Source organism: Hwangdonia seohaensis (genome assembly GCF_031932625.1).
GTDB classification, from domain to species: domain Bacteria; phylum Bacteroidota; class Bacteroidia; order Flavobacteriales; family Flavobacteriaceae; genus Hwangdonia; species Hwangdonia seohaensis.
This window is the reverse complement of the sequence record NZ_JAVSCK010000002.1, coordinates 282530-296803: the sequence shown is the minus strand read 5'-3', so window position 1 is coordinate 296803 and position 14274 is coordinate 282530. Positions and strand designations below refer to the sequence as shown.

Genomic DNA, 14274 nt, shown 5'->3' with positions numbered 1-14274 from the left:
ATCCAATTGGGTTTATAAATACGTTTTTAAAGATAACTATTTTTTAGACACAGCAATTTACGGTAAGTCACTTTAATTTAAGCCATAGCCTTAAAATATTGGAGCAACACCTCGTCATTCAAATGTTTAGGCGTAAATATTTCCAATAATTTCGGCTGTTGGCTTGCGGCATAAAACGTATTTAAACGGTCTTTTAAATCGGATGTTCTGGATACCGATTCGTATACAAAACCATACATATTACATAAATGTTCGGCCGTTAAATTATGATTGGTTTCAAAATAAGTATCGAAATTTTCAGTGTTTTTATGCCCGGGCAGAATCCTAAAAATACCGCCACCTTGGTTGTTTATAATAATGATTCTAAAATTGTTCGGTATATAATTGTTCCATAGGGCATTGCTATCGTAAATAAAACTTAAATCGCCCGAAATCAATGTGGTTTGTTTGGGGTTGGCCACCGCGCAACCCACAGCTGTACTTGTGCTGCCATCAATACCACTTGTTCCGCGGTTGCAAAATACTTCCAGCGTTTTGTTCAAATCAAACAATTGTGCGTAACGCACCGTAGAGCTATTGCCCAATTGCAAAACCGTGTGGTTTGGAATACTGTTTAAAATAATTTCAAAAGCCTTTAAGTCGGAAAAATCTATACTTTTAAGATAATCGGCATGCTTAAACTTTCGGGTTTCTTTTACCGATTTCCAAACCCCGTTATAATCACTTTCCTTTAAATCAATTTCCGGCAAAAATTGTGAGAAAAAGAAATTTGGTGTGGTTTTAATCCATTGGTTTAAACTAAAAAACGTATCGTTCGCTTTATTCAAATCAATATGCCAATGTTGCTTGGGCTTATATTTACGAAGAAAAGCCTTTATTTTTTTCGATACAATCAAACCGCCAAAAGTCAACAGAATTTCGGGTTGCAAGTTTTTAAAATGATCATCTTTTAAAGGCGCGATAATTTTGTCGATACTCGGAAAAAACGCCTCGTGATGCAAATTCGAGGTGGTTTCGGTAAACACGATCACACTGTCGTCTTTTGCCAATATATCCAACCATTGCTGCTCCATATTATTTGGTGGACTAACGCCAACCAAAACCATTTTTTTTGAAGCCGCATTCCAATCATTTATACAATCCCTTAAAACCGAAGCTTCAACTTGTAAAGTTTTGTTTTCAACGGGAATTACCTTAGGCGTTACTTCGGGTTCATCAACCATATCGTACAAAGGTTCATCAAACGGAATGTTAATATGCACGGGGCCGTTTTTTGAATATGCGGTGTTAATGGCTTTATTTATTTCAACTTCATTATAGTTTTGAATACCTTGTTTTAAACCCAATAAAGCTTCAATTTTGTTTTCCATATTTTTAAAAATGGGCAACTCCTCCTCTACATCGTCTTTTTCATTTAAATCCAACTTCAAATTTGCCGAATATAAAATATGGTTTTCAAATACATTTTTCTGATTTATGGTCTGCCCATCGCCAACGCCAATTAAATGTTTGGGTCGGTCTGCCGATAACACCACCAAAGGTACATCGCTATAAAAGGCTTCCGCCACAGCGGGATAATAATTTAACAACGCACTGCCCGATGTGCACACCACAGCCGTTGGTTCTTGCAGTTGCTGTGCAATGCCCAATGCAAAAAAGGCGGCACAACGCTCGTCGACAATGCTGTAGCACGTAAAAAACGGATTGTTGGTAAACCCAATGGTTAAGGGAGCGTTCCGGCTTCCCGGAGAAATAATAATGTGCTTTATGCCCTTGGTTTTACAAAGCTGAATAACGGTTTGCGCTAGTGGAATTTTAGGGTATTTCATGGTTTTCAAAAGTACAAAACCTAAGTGAAAATTTGCGCCACTAATACACGAATGTTTAATAAAAAATAGCTTTGAATTTGTAGAAAATTCAAAGAATACGTTTCATGGTTTGCGATTTTGAAACCGTTTCGTCCCATTCGCTTTCCGGAATGGAACTATCGGTAATACCGCCACCAACGTAAATTAGGGCTTTGCTATCTTTTAATTGCATGCAACGCAAATTAACGTACAATTGCGTGCTTTTTTTGTTTATGGCATAAGCCCTGTTTTCAATATTGCGTTTACCCGAACGCGGTGCTTTTGTGGTTTCAAAATTCAGCTCCCCAAGAAAACCGGTGTAAAATTCGCGGTTATAATTTTCGTTCTTTAAAATGAATTGTTTGGCATCAAATTTTGGGAATCCGCAAACTGCCGGTGTTGGGTGCAATACCGAAATAATGTCCTTTAATTTTGCATGGGCTTGCAATCTTGCCGAAATCATGGTTTTTAAATGCAGTAAATTACCCGCTTTTACGGTTTCGGTTTCCGCTATTTTTAGGTGTTCCACCCAAGGCTTTAAACTGTCGGTTACAAATTGGGTAACAATGTGCTGCTCATCTTTTTCTTTGGCTTTCCAAACCACATCCAAGGTGCCTTTAAAATCCTGCGTTCCAGCCAATGCCATTATAGACAATTGCTTGCCTTCTATCTTAATTAAGGTTTCCGGTGTGGCGCCCAACCACATCCCTACTTTGGGGTGATACCAGCAATACACGAAAGCGGATTTATATACCTTTAAAAGGTTTTTAAACATGGAAATGGGATTGGTTTCCGCCGAAAGGCTAACCGTTTCCTGCCGCGATAAAACCACTTTTTCAAAAGCATTTTCGGTAATGGCTTTGATGCCTTTTTTTATGAGGTTGATGTGACGGTTTTTTGATTCATTTTCAGTTTGAGCAAAACTACTATCTGAGTGGATTCCTGCCTCCGCAGGAATGACAAGTTGTTGAGAAATAGAAATTACTTCCGAATTTTCAATAGGTATTAAAACCGAATCTTCAGCATCGTCAAAAGGTGAAAACACAAATCCTTTTTCGGTAAACTCTTGGGTAAAAAACAAATCGCTTGTTTGTTGAAGCATCGCTTTAACAGCATCTTCATTGGGTTTTCTGTAAACCACAAAAGGCAAATGGTTGCGGTATTGTGTTTCAATACGGTTAAAAAAATCTTCCAAAATTTTGAGGTTATTTGGTTCTAGGAAGCGAAATGGTGGTTAATTTGCACAGCGAAATCAGGTTATCGTTATCATCGGTCACTCTAATTTCAAACAATTGCGTGGTTCGGCCCTTATGAATAAAAATAGCTTTAGCATAAACGTTTCCATCACGTACACTTTTTACATGGTTGGCACTAATCTCAATACCGCGAACAAAATAACCTTTGGTATTTAAAAACAATTCAGCTGCAAAACTTCCGGTGGTTTCTGCCAAAGCAGCTGTTGCGCCACCATGTAATACACCATCGGGTTGATGTACTTTAGGGGTTACTGGCATTTTCAAAATCAAAAAGTCATCGCCAAAATCAATCATTTCAATTTTTAAGGTTTCCAACAAAGTGTTTTTAGCCATAGCTTGAAACCGTTCTAATATGACTTCTTTAGATAATTGCATAGAATAGTGTATTTTTAAAATCGCAAACAAAAATACAAAACATAAGTGTAAATGAAATTACAAGAAAAAGAAATATCATACACCATATCCAACTCGTATTCTACGCTAAACGAACTTACCAAATCGACCAAAAACGTGTGGTTTGTTTGCCATGGCATGGGCTATTTGAGTCGGTATTTTTTAAGATATTTTAAAGGATTGAATCCTGATGAAAATTATATTATTGCACCGCAAGCCGCCAGTAAATATTATTTAAAATCCGAATTCAAACACGTTGGTTCCAGTTGGTTAACAAAAGAAAGCACTGAAATGGAAACCGAAAACGTGATGCGTAATTTTGATGCGGTTTTTAAAGCTGAAAACATCCCGGTGGACCTCAACTTGATAGTGTTTGGCTATTCGCAAGGGGTTAGTGTTGCGGCGCGTTATGTGGCAAAACGTCAATTACCATGTGCCCAATTGGTGTTGCATTCCGGTGGCATTCCCAAAGAACTACAAGCTGAAGATTTTGCGTTTTTAACGGCAAAAGTAAGTTTGATTTGTGGTACCGATGATGAATATTTAACAGATGAACGCTTACAAAGCGAAACCACAAAAGCACAGCTTTTATTTAAGGACCATTTGAATGTTATCCTATTTGATGGCAAGCACGAGGTGAATGTTGATATTGTAATTGGATTGGTTTAAACTAAACGTCATTGCGAGGAGCCCCGATAGCTATCTGGACGACGTGGCAATCCCTTAAATAGAACACGCATTTACAATTAAAAAGATTCCTGCCTTCGCGGGAATGACAAATCAATGACGCAAACCACATGAAAGCACCAACCCTAGAAAACCACCGCGTTAAACTTTCGCTATTAGATTTAAGCAATTACAAACACCTATGGCCCATTGCGCAACAGCCCGATTTAATACAATTCTCGCCCAGTAAAATCGATACGCCCGACGATTTAAAAACCTACGTACAAACCGCCGTTGATGGCTATTTCCACAAAACCACCATACCGTTTATTATATTCGATAAACAAAGTAATACCTATGCAGGCAGCACGCGTTTTGGATTGATTAATTGGAAAAACAAAGTATTGCACATTGGTTGGACGTGGATTGGAAGCGAGTTTCAAGGCAGCGGACTTAACGCTAACATGAAATTTTTAATGCTACGCTACGCCTTTGAAGTTATGGATTTTGATAAAGTAGAATTTAGAATAGACGAACGCAACATAAAATCTAGAAAAGCGGTTGAAAAATTGGGCGCTACCCTTGAAGGCATTTTACGAAAAGACACCCTAATGCTTGATGGATTTAAACGTAGTACCTGTTGCTATGGGATTTTGAAAGATGAATGGGCTGGGATTAAGCATAGTGTTTTTGCTGAATACCTGTGACGCGTATTTATTTGTTTTGATGGCACGTGTTAGGAGAAGAGCGCTAGCGCGGGAGGAACGCTAGCATGAATCAAGACGATATTTATTTTTTATTTATCTTATCGAAAATATCTTTCAAGCGTTTTTGCTCATCTTTAAAATCAATGTCAAAATAATCTCCAATCGCTCTCGTACCAGTCCACAAATAACGTCCAGCAAAACCTAGAAATATATAACTAATAATAACATCCACTGTTTGAAAAGTAAATTCTAGAGAGTTAAATTCCACTAGTCCTGGTGTAAATAAGTTTTCATCAATCCATGAATCAATTCCTACTGTATAAACCACATAAAATGTAAAAATCATAAATGCAGTTATAAGTCCTTTTTTAGCTTTTTCTGTTGATTTTACTTGTAGTTCAAGCTTTTCAAGCTCTTTAGTTAAAGGTGTTTCGTTATACCCATGTTTACTGCCTTTAGTAATTGATTTACTCAAAGTCTTAATGCGTTCTTGCAGTTTTTCAAGTGTATGGTTTGCACTAGGTATGAAGAATGCAGCTGCCGCCAAAGACAAACCAGCCAGTGAGGCAACGAAGTCCGAACCTATTGCGTCATCCAAACGAGAAACTATTTCAGTTATATCCATAATAATTTGTATTTAGCCGAAACGGAGTAAGGCAATATCTTATTTTTTAATTTCTTCTTTCCGTCCAAACCAGTTTCCCAAAATGGGTGGTTTGTCATTATGAGAAACCTTTTCTAAAGTAGAACTTGGATTAAATCCAGCCGCATCGACCATTGAACGAATCAGCTTTTCCATAATTTCATTTTTCTCATCACTTTCAGGTAGTTTTTCGATTTCTCGTTTATATCCATCATATGATTTGGCAAGGCTTTCTTTATAAGCATATTCCTGTTCAAGTCTTCTATTTTGACTTTGCTGTTTACTTGCAAATAATGCAAGCCAAATGGTAGGTATAAAGAAAGGTGCTCTTGATAGTATATTCATAAATGCGTTTCCAATGTCACTACTATCATTAACTGTTTGTATTGCATAATAAACCATCCCAATCATTGTCAAAGTAAAAACAGCGGACCAAATAACATTTGGTGTTTTATAACTCCTTTTTTGGTCGTAATATGATTTAGCAAGTCCTGCGGAAGTTGCGCCCGGTAAAAGACCTTCAATTTTGTAAGACAGAGTTTCGAAATTCCCTTCCCATTCTCCGTTCAATTCTTCATGTTGAGTTTTTAAGTCATTTAGCTTAAATTTTAAAGACTCTGTATCCTCGGTGGTTTTTCCAAAAACCTTAGTTTCGAACTCTTGAACTTTAGTTTCGATTTGTGCTATTTCTGAACTATATTCATTTACTTTTTCAAATGTTTCATTCAGTTTCTCTGCTTTACTTAAAACTGCCGTACTCGGCTTTTTTACGAAATCGTTGTATAACTCCGTAATATCGTTCAATTCTGTTTTTAATGAAGTAATTTCTCCATTTGCCGTTTCAATGAATTTTTCAAATTTTTCTTCGAATTTGTCAGTAGTCTGTTCTTCTGGTTGTTGTTCTTCCATATAATAGATTTAAACTTTGCCTAACTATTCAGAATAAAATCGCTTTAATGATTTATAGTCTGATAATACAGAAACAATCCCGATAATAATCGGGACATTACAATTAAGCTAAGATAAAATTTTAACACAAGAAAATCAATACGTAGTTGTACGTAATTATCAACACTTATAAACAAAAAACAAGCTTAAAGAAACTAAAAAGCAACTACGAACAAAACATTTAATGATGATGCCCATCCTGATTAAATAGCATATTTAACTTCGTATATGTTTTTTCTACTATTTCGTTTTGCCCTTCAATAATTTTATATTTTTTATTCACTTGAATATTTTCGAATATTTGCGCTTCGCTATTGGACCAATACACAGTTAAGGTTTTAATGGATTCGGAACGTCCCAATCCTATTTCTGCTTGTAACGTGTTGCCACCAAAACTGCCGCCTGTATTTACGCTGTGATATACGGTTCTGTCATTTTCAAGTTCGAGCTTTAATTTTGTTCCGATGGCACTGCGGTTTGATTTTACGCCTTCCAAATCGAGTACAATCCAATTATTAATCGATATGGGATTTTCAAAACAAACATTTGGGTATGTATCGCCTTCATAAGCGCCTCCCAATACGGCGTAAACATCTTGGTCGCCGTCATTATCAAAATCTGCAAACCCAACGCCATGTCCTTTTTGAATATGCCCAAACCGTCCTGCCGACGTGACTTCTTCAAAATGGGTGCCGTTAACATTTCTAAACATTCTGTTCGGGATAACCGAATTAAAATTTGGTGCACCGGTGCCGATGTAAAAATCCAGCCAACCATCATTATCCAAATCCCCAAAATTCGAGCCCATGGTGTACATGCTAATATTTACATGGTATGCTTTGCTCATTTCAGTAAAGGTTTCATCACCATTATTAATGAACAATCTGGATTTTTCTGAGGTAACTTGCTTGCCTTGAATCTCTTTTGAAAAATCGTCTGATAACTGATGCAGATTTCTTGCATCGTAGCTGTTTACAAAAATATCATTGAACCCATCGTTATTCACATCCCAAATCCAACACGGGAAACTAAAAATGGGGTCTTTTACACCTGCGGTATTTGTAATGTCTTTAAAAATTCCGGAATCATTTCTGAATAATAAATTTCTGCCTCCCATGATGGAAACGTACAAATCCGGCCACTGATCGTTATTTATATCACCAAAACTCACCCCTTTTACAAAGCCCTTTATGTCCCCTAAATTGTGTTTTGAAGCCTGCTCTAAAAAGGTGCCGTTTTTCTGGTTGATGTACAATTCACAAGGATGGGACTGGTTTGGTTTTGACTCGTTTCCTATAAAAAGATCGAGGTAACCATCATTGTTTACATCGGCCCACGATGCTGTTTGCGTAGGGTGCAGAGAAAGCAAACCGGCAGATTTTGTTACATCGGTAAATGTGCCATCGCCATTATTTTTAAGAAGTGAATTTGGGTGGTTGCCACCTGCGCCTAACCAACCGCCTCTTAAAATTAAAATATCTACATTACCGTCGTTATCATAGTCCGCTTGAATGCTATTTAGTCCGCTAACAATACCCGTTAAACCTGCTTTATCCGTGGCATCGTCAAATCCTTTTCCGGAATTGATAAACAATTTGCATTGGTCTGTCATTCCGTACGACGTTGCAAAAATATCAATAAGTCCATCGTTGTTGAAATCATCTAAACACACCCCGCCCGATAAACCGTTTTGGGCAATACCTAACCCCATGGCAACCTCTTTAAAAGCAGGGAAATCCTTTTTTTCTTTTTGCCAATTGGGATATGTAATAAAGTAGTCTTTAGGGGTTTTATCGGGGTATTCGCCCAGCGTCATATGTGCCAAATTTAGGAGCCATTTGTACATGTCTTTTGGGAATTTTTCATACATCATGGCGTATATTTCAATGGCTTTTTGAGATCCGTTTTTATTCCTGTGAAACGCTTCGTCCTTTAAAGGTAAAATACACGAATACGCGTTGTGGTATTTATTGCAATTCTCAACCTCTCCGCTTCGTAAATACGCCAGTGCCAATAGCTCTACAATAGGAAGTGTTCTTCTATTAATGAGTTGTTCAACAGTAGAATTTCGCTCTTTTATAAAAGATTCAATTTCTTCAATACAACGTTCATTTTCTCCGGCCCGCAACAGTTCTGTGCAATACCGAAACCAATTGGTCGATTTCTTGTTCTGTGGTCCATTTGCCATTTTGTCTTTATACAAATAAGCCAGTTTTTTATTCCAATGATAATTTACATTTGGATCGCCCGTATCGTATAACTCCTTAAGCATGTTGGCCATTAATGCAGTTTCCGCATCCACATTTGTTGGTTTCGGGTTATCTGCTGGTTTATTATCCGATTTACAGGCCGACAAAAAGAGTAGCACTATTAATATTTTATTCCATTTCATCTGATCATTATATTTTTAGTGTTTCCAATATTTTGCCTTTTAGTGTGGATATAAATTCGTGTGAATAATTTACTTGCAATCAAAATTAAAACTTTTCTTACTCAAACAAAAGTGAAGTTATCAACAGTTACAAACAAAAAAGCACGCTCCAAATGCTGGAAAGTGCTTTTAAATATCAAACCAATGATTTATGATTTATTCCTCGATGCGTTTACCCGTAGTTTCGCGTCCGCCTTGTAAAAGGGTGATGCTAACAACGTCGTCTACATCGTTTTTATTAAACGTTAATTGGGCATTCACCACTTTTAAATAAAACACATTTTGGGTTTTAGGGAAAATATCGAACTCGGGTTGCCCTGTGGCTTGCGCTTTTAATTGGCTGCCTTCTTTTCTAATGGTTAAAACAAAATTGGGTGCCAGTTCAAACTTGCCAACATAGGTTTCTAAAACAGCTTCTGGCACGACAATCTCTTTTTCATACTCTGAAACATCGGCGCCCAATTTCTTTAAAAAATCGATACCATTTTGATTATTCGGGTTTAAATCGATAGACTTTCTGTAATTGGCAATAGCCAAATCATTTTTGCCCAAAGTCATCAACGCTTCAGCATAACTATCATATACATTCGACGATTTAGGGAATGCCTCAATATTAAGTTTAAACACTTTTGCTGCTTCATCAACCTTTTCAGATTGCATCAGTTGGTAACCAATAGCATTCATTTCGCCTTCTATTAACTCATAATCTTCAGAATCTTTAATCGTATTATAGTACGTTATTCCTGCGTCAATACCTTTATCGTTGATAACGGCAAGCAAGGCATTGGCCACCGATTTCTTGGGTAAACTATACGCTTTACCATGCATAATACCCCGTATAGCCTGCGTCATTTGATTAAGTGGTGCGCCTCCTGCATTGCTTAAAAGCACGACCAACGATTTATCGGAAAGTGCTCGGGAAATATTGGTGTTAAATCCGTTAATGCCGCCGCCATGACCTATGGTATAAATACTGTCGGTAGATTTTCCTATTTTTTCATAACCAACACCCCAACCATAGGCATAATGGTTATTTCCCCAAGCTGAAATTTGAGGTTTAAAATACATGTCCATATATTTTTGTGGTAACAATTTGTTGGTATATAAGGCTTGATCCCACAGATACAAATCCTCAACGGTTGAATACAAAGACCCAGCGGCATACGGAATAGACATATCCAAATATCTTGAATTTATATAGCTGTTACCGTTTTTTTCGTAGCCTGTTGCGCGATTTTTTATAATATCGGCATGATTATCGTAACCCGAATCATGCATGTTTAATGGCGTAAAAATATGGCTGTTTAGCATTTGCTCATATGTTTTTCCCGTTAATTTTTCAATGATTACGCCCAAAAGAAAATAGCCCGAATTGCTATAATTAAACCTGTCACCGGGAGTGAATTCTAAATCTTTATCCGCAAATTTTTCAACAAATTCATCGGGTGTATACGGATTGCGGCTTTCGTCTTGAAAAAATCTGGGAAACGCGGTGTAATTTGGTATTCCAGAAGTATGCGTTAGCAAATGATGTGCGGTAATTTTGTCGCCTTTATCTTTTGGGTAATCCGGAAGATAAGTTGTAATGGGTGATTGTAAATCCAATGTCCCATCGGCGGCCAACTGCAAAATAAGCATTGCCGTAAACTGTTTGGTTATCGACCCCAAACGATGTTTTGTATTGGGTTGGTTTGGTATCTCCCATTCCATATTTGCCATACCAAAGCCTTTTTTGTAAATCACTTTTCCGTGGTCCGCCACCAAAACAGAACCGTTAAATTTACCGTACTCGGCATACACACTAATTAGCTCGTTAATTTGCTCAACTTTATTTTGAGCAAAATTCGTATTATATAATAAAAATATAGAAAATGTTAAAACGATTTGCTTTGAAAATGATTTCATAAGTTTAAATTTTGATTGATTGGTTAATAATTAATTTTAAGTGATATGACGATTGAAACATGCTATAAGTTACATAATAAATAACAATTTTAAATGTGAGAGTGAAATACAGCAAGATTGGGAAAGTGCTTATATTAATTAGCGAATATATTTGTTATATCAAATAAACTAATACAAAACAATGCCACCGAAACAAACAAACAGAGCCTTTTATGAAGAAAAACTAAATGTTATTGTTGAGTATATTCACAATAATTTGGATAGCAAGATTGATGTAAAAACCCTTGCAGTAATTTCGTGTTTTTCGCCATTTCATTTTCACCGTATTAGTAGAGCTTTATTGGGCGAACCCATTGGCGCATACATTTCCAGAACGCGATTGGAAACGGCTGCAAAAATGATTCGGTATACCTCTTCGGGTATGGAAACTATTGCATACAGTGTTGGTTTTGAAACGCCCTCATCATTATCAAAAGCCTTTAAATCCCATTTTGGAATATCGCCTACCGAATATCGGAAAAACAAACTATTCACTTTAAAAAAAACGAACATTATGAATGCTAAATCCAGTACTGAGCAAAGTCGAAGTATAAACATTAAAAAGCCAAAAATTCAAGATATTGAAGATAAACAATGCTTGTATTATCGTATGCAAGGCGCTTACCAAACATTAGATTATGCCGGCGCTTGGAAAAAACTTTGGGGACAGGTAAAGGAACAAAAACTATTTACCAAAGGTATTAAGATGATTGGATTACCGCATGACGACCCAAAGGTTACCGACGACGATAAAATTAGATACGACGCTTGTTTGATTATTCACAAAGCGGCAAAACCCGTTGGAGAAATTGGTGTAAAAACTTTAAAGGGCGGCAAATTTGCTGTGTTTTTATATCAAGGTTCTTATAAATATTTTGCCGAGGTTTATAACTATATTTTTAACGAATGGCTGTTGAACACCGATTACGAACTGCGCGACGAACCTGTTAGGGAACGCTATATAAGCAACCCGGAACGTGTGGCGGAAGAGAAACTAAAAACGGAGTTTTATATTCCTGTTAAGTAATTACAAATCTTTTTTATAACGTTTAACCATGGCTTCGCGGGTTTCCGGGGCTTCTTTTGAGCCTAATTGGTCTTTAAGCATTTGTCCCATAGTTGGCAATGCATCGCGGTTAATTTGGGTGGATGTGTCCCATAACTTGGAGCGCATAAAGGCTTTGGCGCAGTGCAAAAACATTTCTTCAACGCTAATAATTATACAACTTTTGGGAGGGTGTTGTTCCGAAGCAAATAAATCTATATGGTTTGTATCAGTTGATAAATAGGCGTTTCCATTTATACGCAAGGTTTCGTCAACACCCGGAATTAAAAACAGTAAACCAACTTTTCCTGTTTCTATAATATTCGATAAGCTGTCCATTCTATTATTGCCTTTGGCATCCGGAATGATAAGTTCCGTATCGCTATTCACATGTACAAAACCCGGAAACCCACCTCGTGGTGATGCGTCGTGTTTACCGTCTTTATTTGACGAAGACAAGACCACAAAAGGCGATTTTTTTATAAAGTTTATGGCGTGCTTATCCAAGGTTGAAAACACTTTATCTTTTGCTCTTCCGCTAGGGAAACCGTATAACTCACGGAGTTGTTTTTCGGTAGTGATCTTCATATAGCTGTCATATTCAAATAATTAGCTAATTTAATTCAAATAATGGTCAATAATCAAATAAACGGGTATTTCATCAAATATATAATAATGCTATTGTAAATAATACTTACAATTATAATAAAGTAACAAAACACTAAATATATGAAACCCTTTATGATTCTTTTGGCATTATCCGTTACGGGATTATGCAAAGCACAGACTATTTCCAGTGATGACCAATTACATTTTGGTGCCGGTGCATTAATATCGGCAACCACTTATACCGTAGTTTACACCACCACAAAAAACAAAAAGAAAGCCTTTTGGTACAGTTTGGGCGCCGCTACCCTTGCGGGTCTTGCCAAAGAGGTTTACGATAGCAGTAAAGACAACAACAGATTTGATACCGGCGAATGGGGCGCCACCGCATTGGGCGGTTTAACGGCAAGCGTAACCATTAACCTTTTTGTTGGTAAAAACAAAAAGCGGAAAAACCAAATGGCACATCTTTAATTTTAACTTTTAACAATCTGCTTTATGGCTTCAACCATTTTTGAAGCACGCGCTTTTACCTCGGTCTCGGTCCACGATAATTTTATTAAACAGGATATGTTTCGGGCTATATAATAATCTGATTTCTCGAAGGTTTTGGTTTGAAGGTAAGCCAAGCCTTTTTTAACTTCTTGGGAAATTGGATACAATGATTTTAAGTTTTTTAGATGGTCCCATTTTCTGATGTAATGCCAGTTGTTATCGAAATAATGGAAACAACCGTCGACACCATTGGTTTTAAAGGCTTCGGATGCTTGTCGTGCCATGTCTAAATTGGGTAAAAAGAAATTTAAAAAGGCATAACTCTCCTCGCCACCTTCGGGCACGGTTCTAAACGTAACCTCGGGTATTTGCGATAAAGCCTCGCGTAAAATGCCGTAGTTTCTTTTTTGGATTTCCAAAAATTCCGGTAATCGCTTTACTTGGGCCAAACCTACGGCGGCGTGCAGCTCGGAAATACGGAAATTATAGCCTAAAAACGGATGGGATTCTGCGCCTCTGTCGTTACCAATATGGTCGTGACCGTGGTCGCTATAATGGTCGGCATTTAGGTAATAATCTTTATTATTTGTAATTACGGCGCCACCTTCGCCGCTGGTTATGGTTTTTACAAAATCGAACGAAAAACAGCCTAAATCGCCAATGCTGCCCAAGGGTTTGCCATTAAAAGTTCCGCCAATGGCTTGACAGGCATCTTCTACCAACAATAAACCGTGTTTGGTACAAATGGCTTGCAGAGCTTTCATATTGGCCATACTGCCACACATTTGTACCACCATTACTGCTTTTGTTTTTGGGGTGATGGCTTGTTCTACAGCTTCTGGGTTTAGGCCCAAAGTATCGTCAATATCGACCAATATGGGGATGGCTCCCAGCATCATAATGGCCTCGAAACTGGCCACGAAGGTGAATGTGGGCATAATAACCTCGTCGTCCGCGCCTACACCTGCTGCTGCCAAAGCTACCGATACGGCCGCGGTACCGCTGGAAACCAGTTGTACGTGTTTGGATTGCAAGGTGTTTTCCAATGCTTTTTCCAGCTCTTTGGCTTTCCAATGGCCATTGCGCATGCCATCAAAACCGTAGCGCATAAGTACGCCGCTTTGTAAAACATCGTTAACTTCGTTTCGTTCTAAATCTCCAAATAATTCGAATCCTGGCATAATGTATTTTTCTTTATGGTTGTACGGGACGTTGCCTTTGCGTTAGGGATTGAGGCATTTGTTGAAGCTCTTTTTGTGTTGTTGCACCTATGCAACACAAAAAAGCGACTGC

13 protein-coding genes are annotated in these 14274 nt (G+C 37.6%); 4 read left to right on the top strand and 9 right to left on the bottom strand.

What is annotated here, in order from left to right:
• Nucleotides 1-77: 77 nt before the first annotated feature.
• The 3 genes from menD to RNZ47_RS06580 all read right to left on the bottom strand — a co-directional run bounded on the left by menD (nucleotide 78) and on the right by RNZ47_RS06580 (nucleotide 3478).
• Complete coding sequence (gene menD / locus RNZ47_RS06590; RefSeq protein ID WP_311938004.1) at nucleotides 78-1829, bottom strand: 2-succinyl-5-enolpyruvyl-6-hydroxy-3-cyclohexene-1-carboxylate synthase; 1752 nt, start codon at nucleotides 1827-1829, stop codon at nucleotides 78-80.
• Between the two features lie 88 nt (nucleotides 1830-1917).
• Nucleotides 1918-3042: a chorismate-binding protein gene (locus RNZ47_RS06585; protein ID WP_311938002.1), complete on the bottom strand. Its 1125-nt coding sequence runs from the start codon at nucleotides 3040-3042 to the stop codon at nucleotides 1918-1920.
• Nucleotides 3043-3052: 10 nt separating this feature from the next.
• Nucleotides 3053-3478 (bottom strand): PaaI family thioesterase, encoded by a 426-nt coding sequence (locus tag RNZ47_RS06580; protein WP_311938000.1) that lies wholly within the window; start codon nucleotides 3476-3478, stop codon nucleotides 3053-3055.
• A gap of 51 nt (nucleotides 3479-3529) precedes the next feature.
• Here RNZ47_RS06580 and RNZ47_RS06575 point away from each other — a divergent pair, with 51 nt between their 5' ends.
• Both RNZ47_RS06575 and RNZ47_RS06570 read left to right on the top strand, forming a co-directional pair.
• A complete protein-coding gene (locus tag RNZ47_RS06575) occupies nucleotides 3530-4165 on the top strand; it encodes an alpha/beta hydrolase (protein WP_311937998.1) in 636 nt (211 codons plus the stop codon).
• Between the two features lie 128 nt (nucleotides 4166-4293).
• Nucleotides 4294-4869, top strand: coding sequence for a GNAT family N-acetyltransferase (locus RNZ47_RS06570; RefSeq protein WP_311937995.1), 576 nt, complete (start codon nucleotides 4294-4296; stop codon nucleotides 4867-4869).
• Nucleotides 4870-4951: 82 nt separating this feature from the next.
• Here RNZ47_RS06570 and RNZ47_RS06565 read toward each other — a convergent pair whose 3' ends face one another.
• The 4 genes from RNZ47_RS06565 to RNZ47_RS06550 all read right to left on the bottom strand — a co-directional run bounded on the left by RNZ47_RS06565 (nucleotide 4952) and on the right by RNZ47_RS06550 (nucleotide 10796).
• Nucleotides 4952-5494, bottom strand: coding sequence for a hypothetical protein (locus RNZ47_RS06565; RefSeq protein ID WP_311937993.1), 543 nt, complete (start codon nucleotides 5492-5494; stop codon nucleotides 4952-4954).
• A gap of 39 nt (nucleotides 5495-5533) precedes the next feature.
• On the bottom strand, nucleotides 5534-6421 hold the full coding sequence (locus tag RNZ47_RS06560) for a hypothetical protein (RefSeq protein WP_311937991.1): 888 nt from the start codon (nucleotides 6419-6421) through the stop codon (nucleotides 5534-5536).
• Between the two features lie 220 nt (nucleotides 6422-6641).
• On the bottom strand, nucleotides 6642-8852 hold the full coding sequence (locus RNZ47_RS06555) for a CRTAC1 family protein (protein WP_311937989.1): 2211 nt from the start codon (nucleotides 8850-8852) through the stop codon (nucleotides 6642-6644).
• Between the two features lie 195 nt (nucleotides 8853-9047).
• Nucleotides 9048-10796 carry a serine hydrolase gene (locus tag RNZ47_RS06550; protein WP_311937987.1) on the bottom strand — a complete coding sequence of 583 codons (1749 nt, stop codon included), beginning with the start codon at nucleotides 10794-10796 and terminating at the stop codon, nucleotides 9048-9050.
• Between the two features lie 181 nt (nucleotides 10797-10977).
• Here RNZ47_RS06550 and RNZ47_RS06545 point away from each other — a divergent pair, with 181 nt between their 5' ends.
• The gene (locus RNZ47_RS06545) at nucleotides 10978-11862 is read left to right on the top strand and encodes an AraC family transcriptional regulator (RefSeq protein ID WP_311937985.1); all 885 of its coding nucleotides are present in this window, start codon (nucleotides 10978-10980) and stop codon (nucleotides 11860-11862) included.
• Here RNZ47_RS06545 and RNZ47_RS06540 read toward each other — a convergent pair whose 3' ends face one another.
• Nucleotides 11863-12468, bottom strand: coding sequence for a pyridoxamine 5'-phosphate oxidase family protein (locus RNZ47_RS06540; RefSeq protein WP_311937982.1), 606 nt, complete (start codon nucleotides 12466-12468; stop codon nucleotides 11863-11865).
• Nucleotides 12469-12609: 141 nt separating this feature from the next.
• On the opposite strand from RNZ47_RS06540, the gene RNZ47_RS06535 reads away from it, so the two are divergent.
• The gene (locus tag RNZ47_RS06535; RefSeq protein ID WP_311937981.1) at nucleotides 12610-12960 is read left to right on the top strand and encodes a hypothetical protein; all 351 of its coding nucleotides are present in this window, start codon (nucleotides 12610-12612) and stop codon (nucleotides 12958-12960) included.
• 2 nt (nucleotides 12961-12962) lie between these two features.
• On the opposite strand, the gene RNZ47_RS06530 is transcribed toward RNZ47_RS06535, so the two are convergent.
• Complete coding sequence (locus RNZ47_RS06530; protein WP_311937980.1) at nucleotides 12963-14162, bottom strand: DegT/DnrJ/EryC1/StrS family aminotransferase; 1200 nt, start codon at nucleotides 14160-14162, stop codon at nucleotides 12963-12965.
• Between the last annotated feature and the right edge of the window lie 112 nt (nucleotides 14163-14274).

Bases quoted from the DNA above. Each gene is read 5' to 3' on its own strand.
- menD (WP_311938004.1), bottom strand. From the start codon at position 1,829: ATGAAATACCCTAAAATTCCACTAGCGCAAACCGTTATTCAGCTTTGT.
- RNZ47_RS06580 (WP_311938000.1), bottom strand. From the start codon at position 3,478: ATGCAATTATCTAAAGAAGTCATATTAGAACGGTTTCAAGCTATGGCT.
- RNZ47_RS06575 (WP_311937998.1), top strand. From the start codon at position 3,530: ATGAAATTACAAGAAAAAGAAATATCATACACCATATCCAACTCGTAT.
- RNZ47_RS06570 (WP_311937995.1), top strand. From the start codon at position 4,294: ATGAAAGCACCAACCCTAGAAAACCACCGCGTTAAACTTTCGCTATTA.
- RNZ47_RS06565 (WP_311937993.1), bottom strand. From the start codon at position 5,494: ATGGATATAACTGAAATAGTTTCTCGTTTGGATGACGCAATAGGTTCG.
- RNZ47_RS06560 (WP_311937991.1), bottom strand. From the start codon at position 6,421: ATGGAAGAACAACAACCAGAAGAACAGACTACTGACAAATTCGAAGAA.
- RNZ47_RS06555 (WP_311937989.1), bottom strand. From the start codon at position 8,852: ATGAAATGGAATAAAATATTAATAGTGCTACTCTTTTTGTCGGCCTGT.
- RNZ47_RS06550 (WP_311937987.1), bottom strand. From the start codon at position 10,796: ATGAAATCATTTTCAAAGCAAATCGTTTTAACATTTTCTATATTTTTA.
- RNZ47_RS06545 (WP_311937985.1), top strand. From the start codon at position 10,978: ATGCCACCGAAACAAACAAACAGAGCCTTTTATGAAGAAAAACTAAAT.
- RNZ47_RS06540 (WP_311937982.1), bottom strand. From the start codon at position 12,468: ATGAAGATCACTACCGAAAAACAACTCCGTGAGTTATACGGTTTCCCT.
- RNZ47_RS06535 (WP_311937981.1), top strand. From the start codon at position 12,610: ATGAAACCCTTTATGATTCTTTTGGCATTATCCGTTACGGGATTATGC.
- RNZ47_RS06530 (WP_311937980.1), bottom strand. From the start codon at position 14,162: ATGCCAGGATTCGAATTATTTGGAGATTTAGAACGAAACGAAGTTAAC.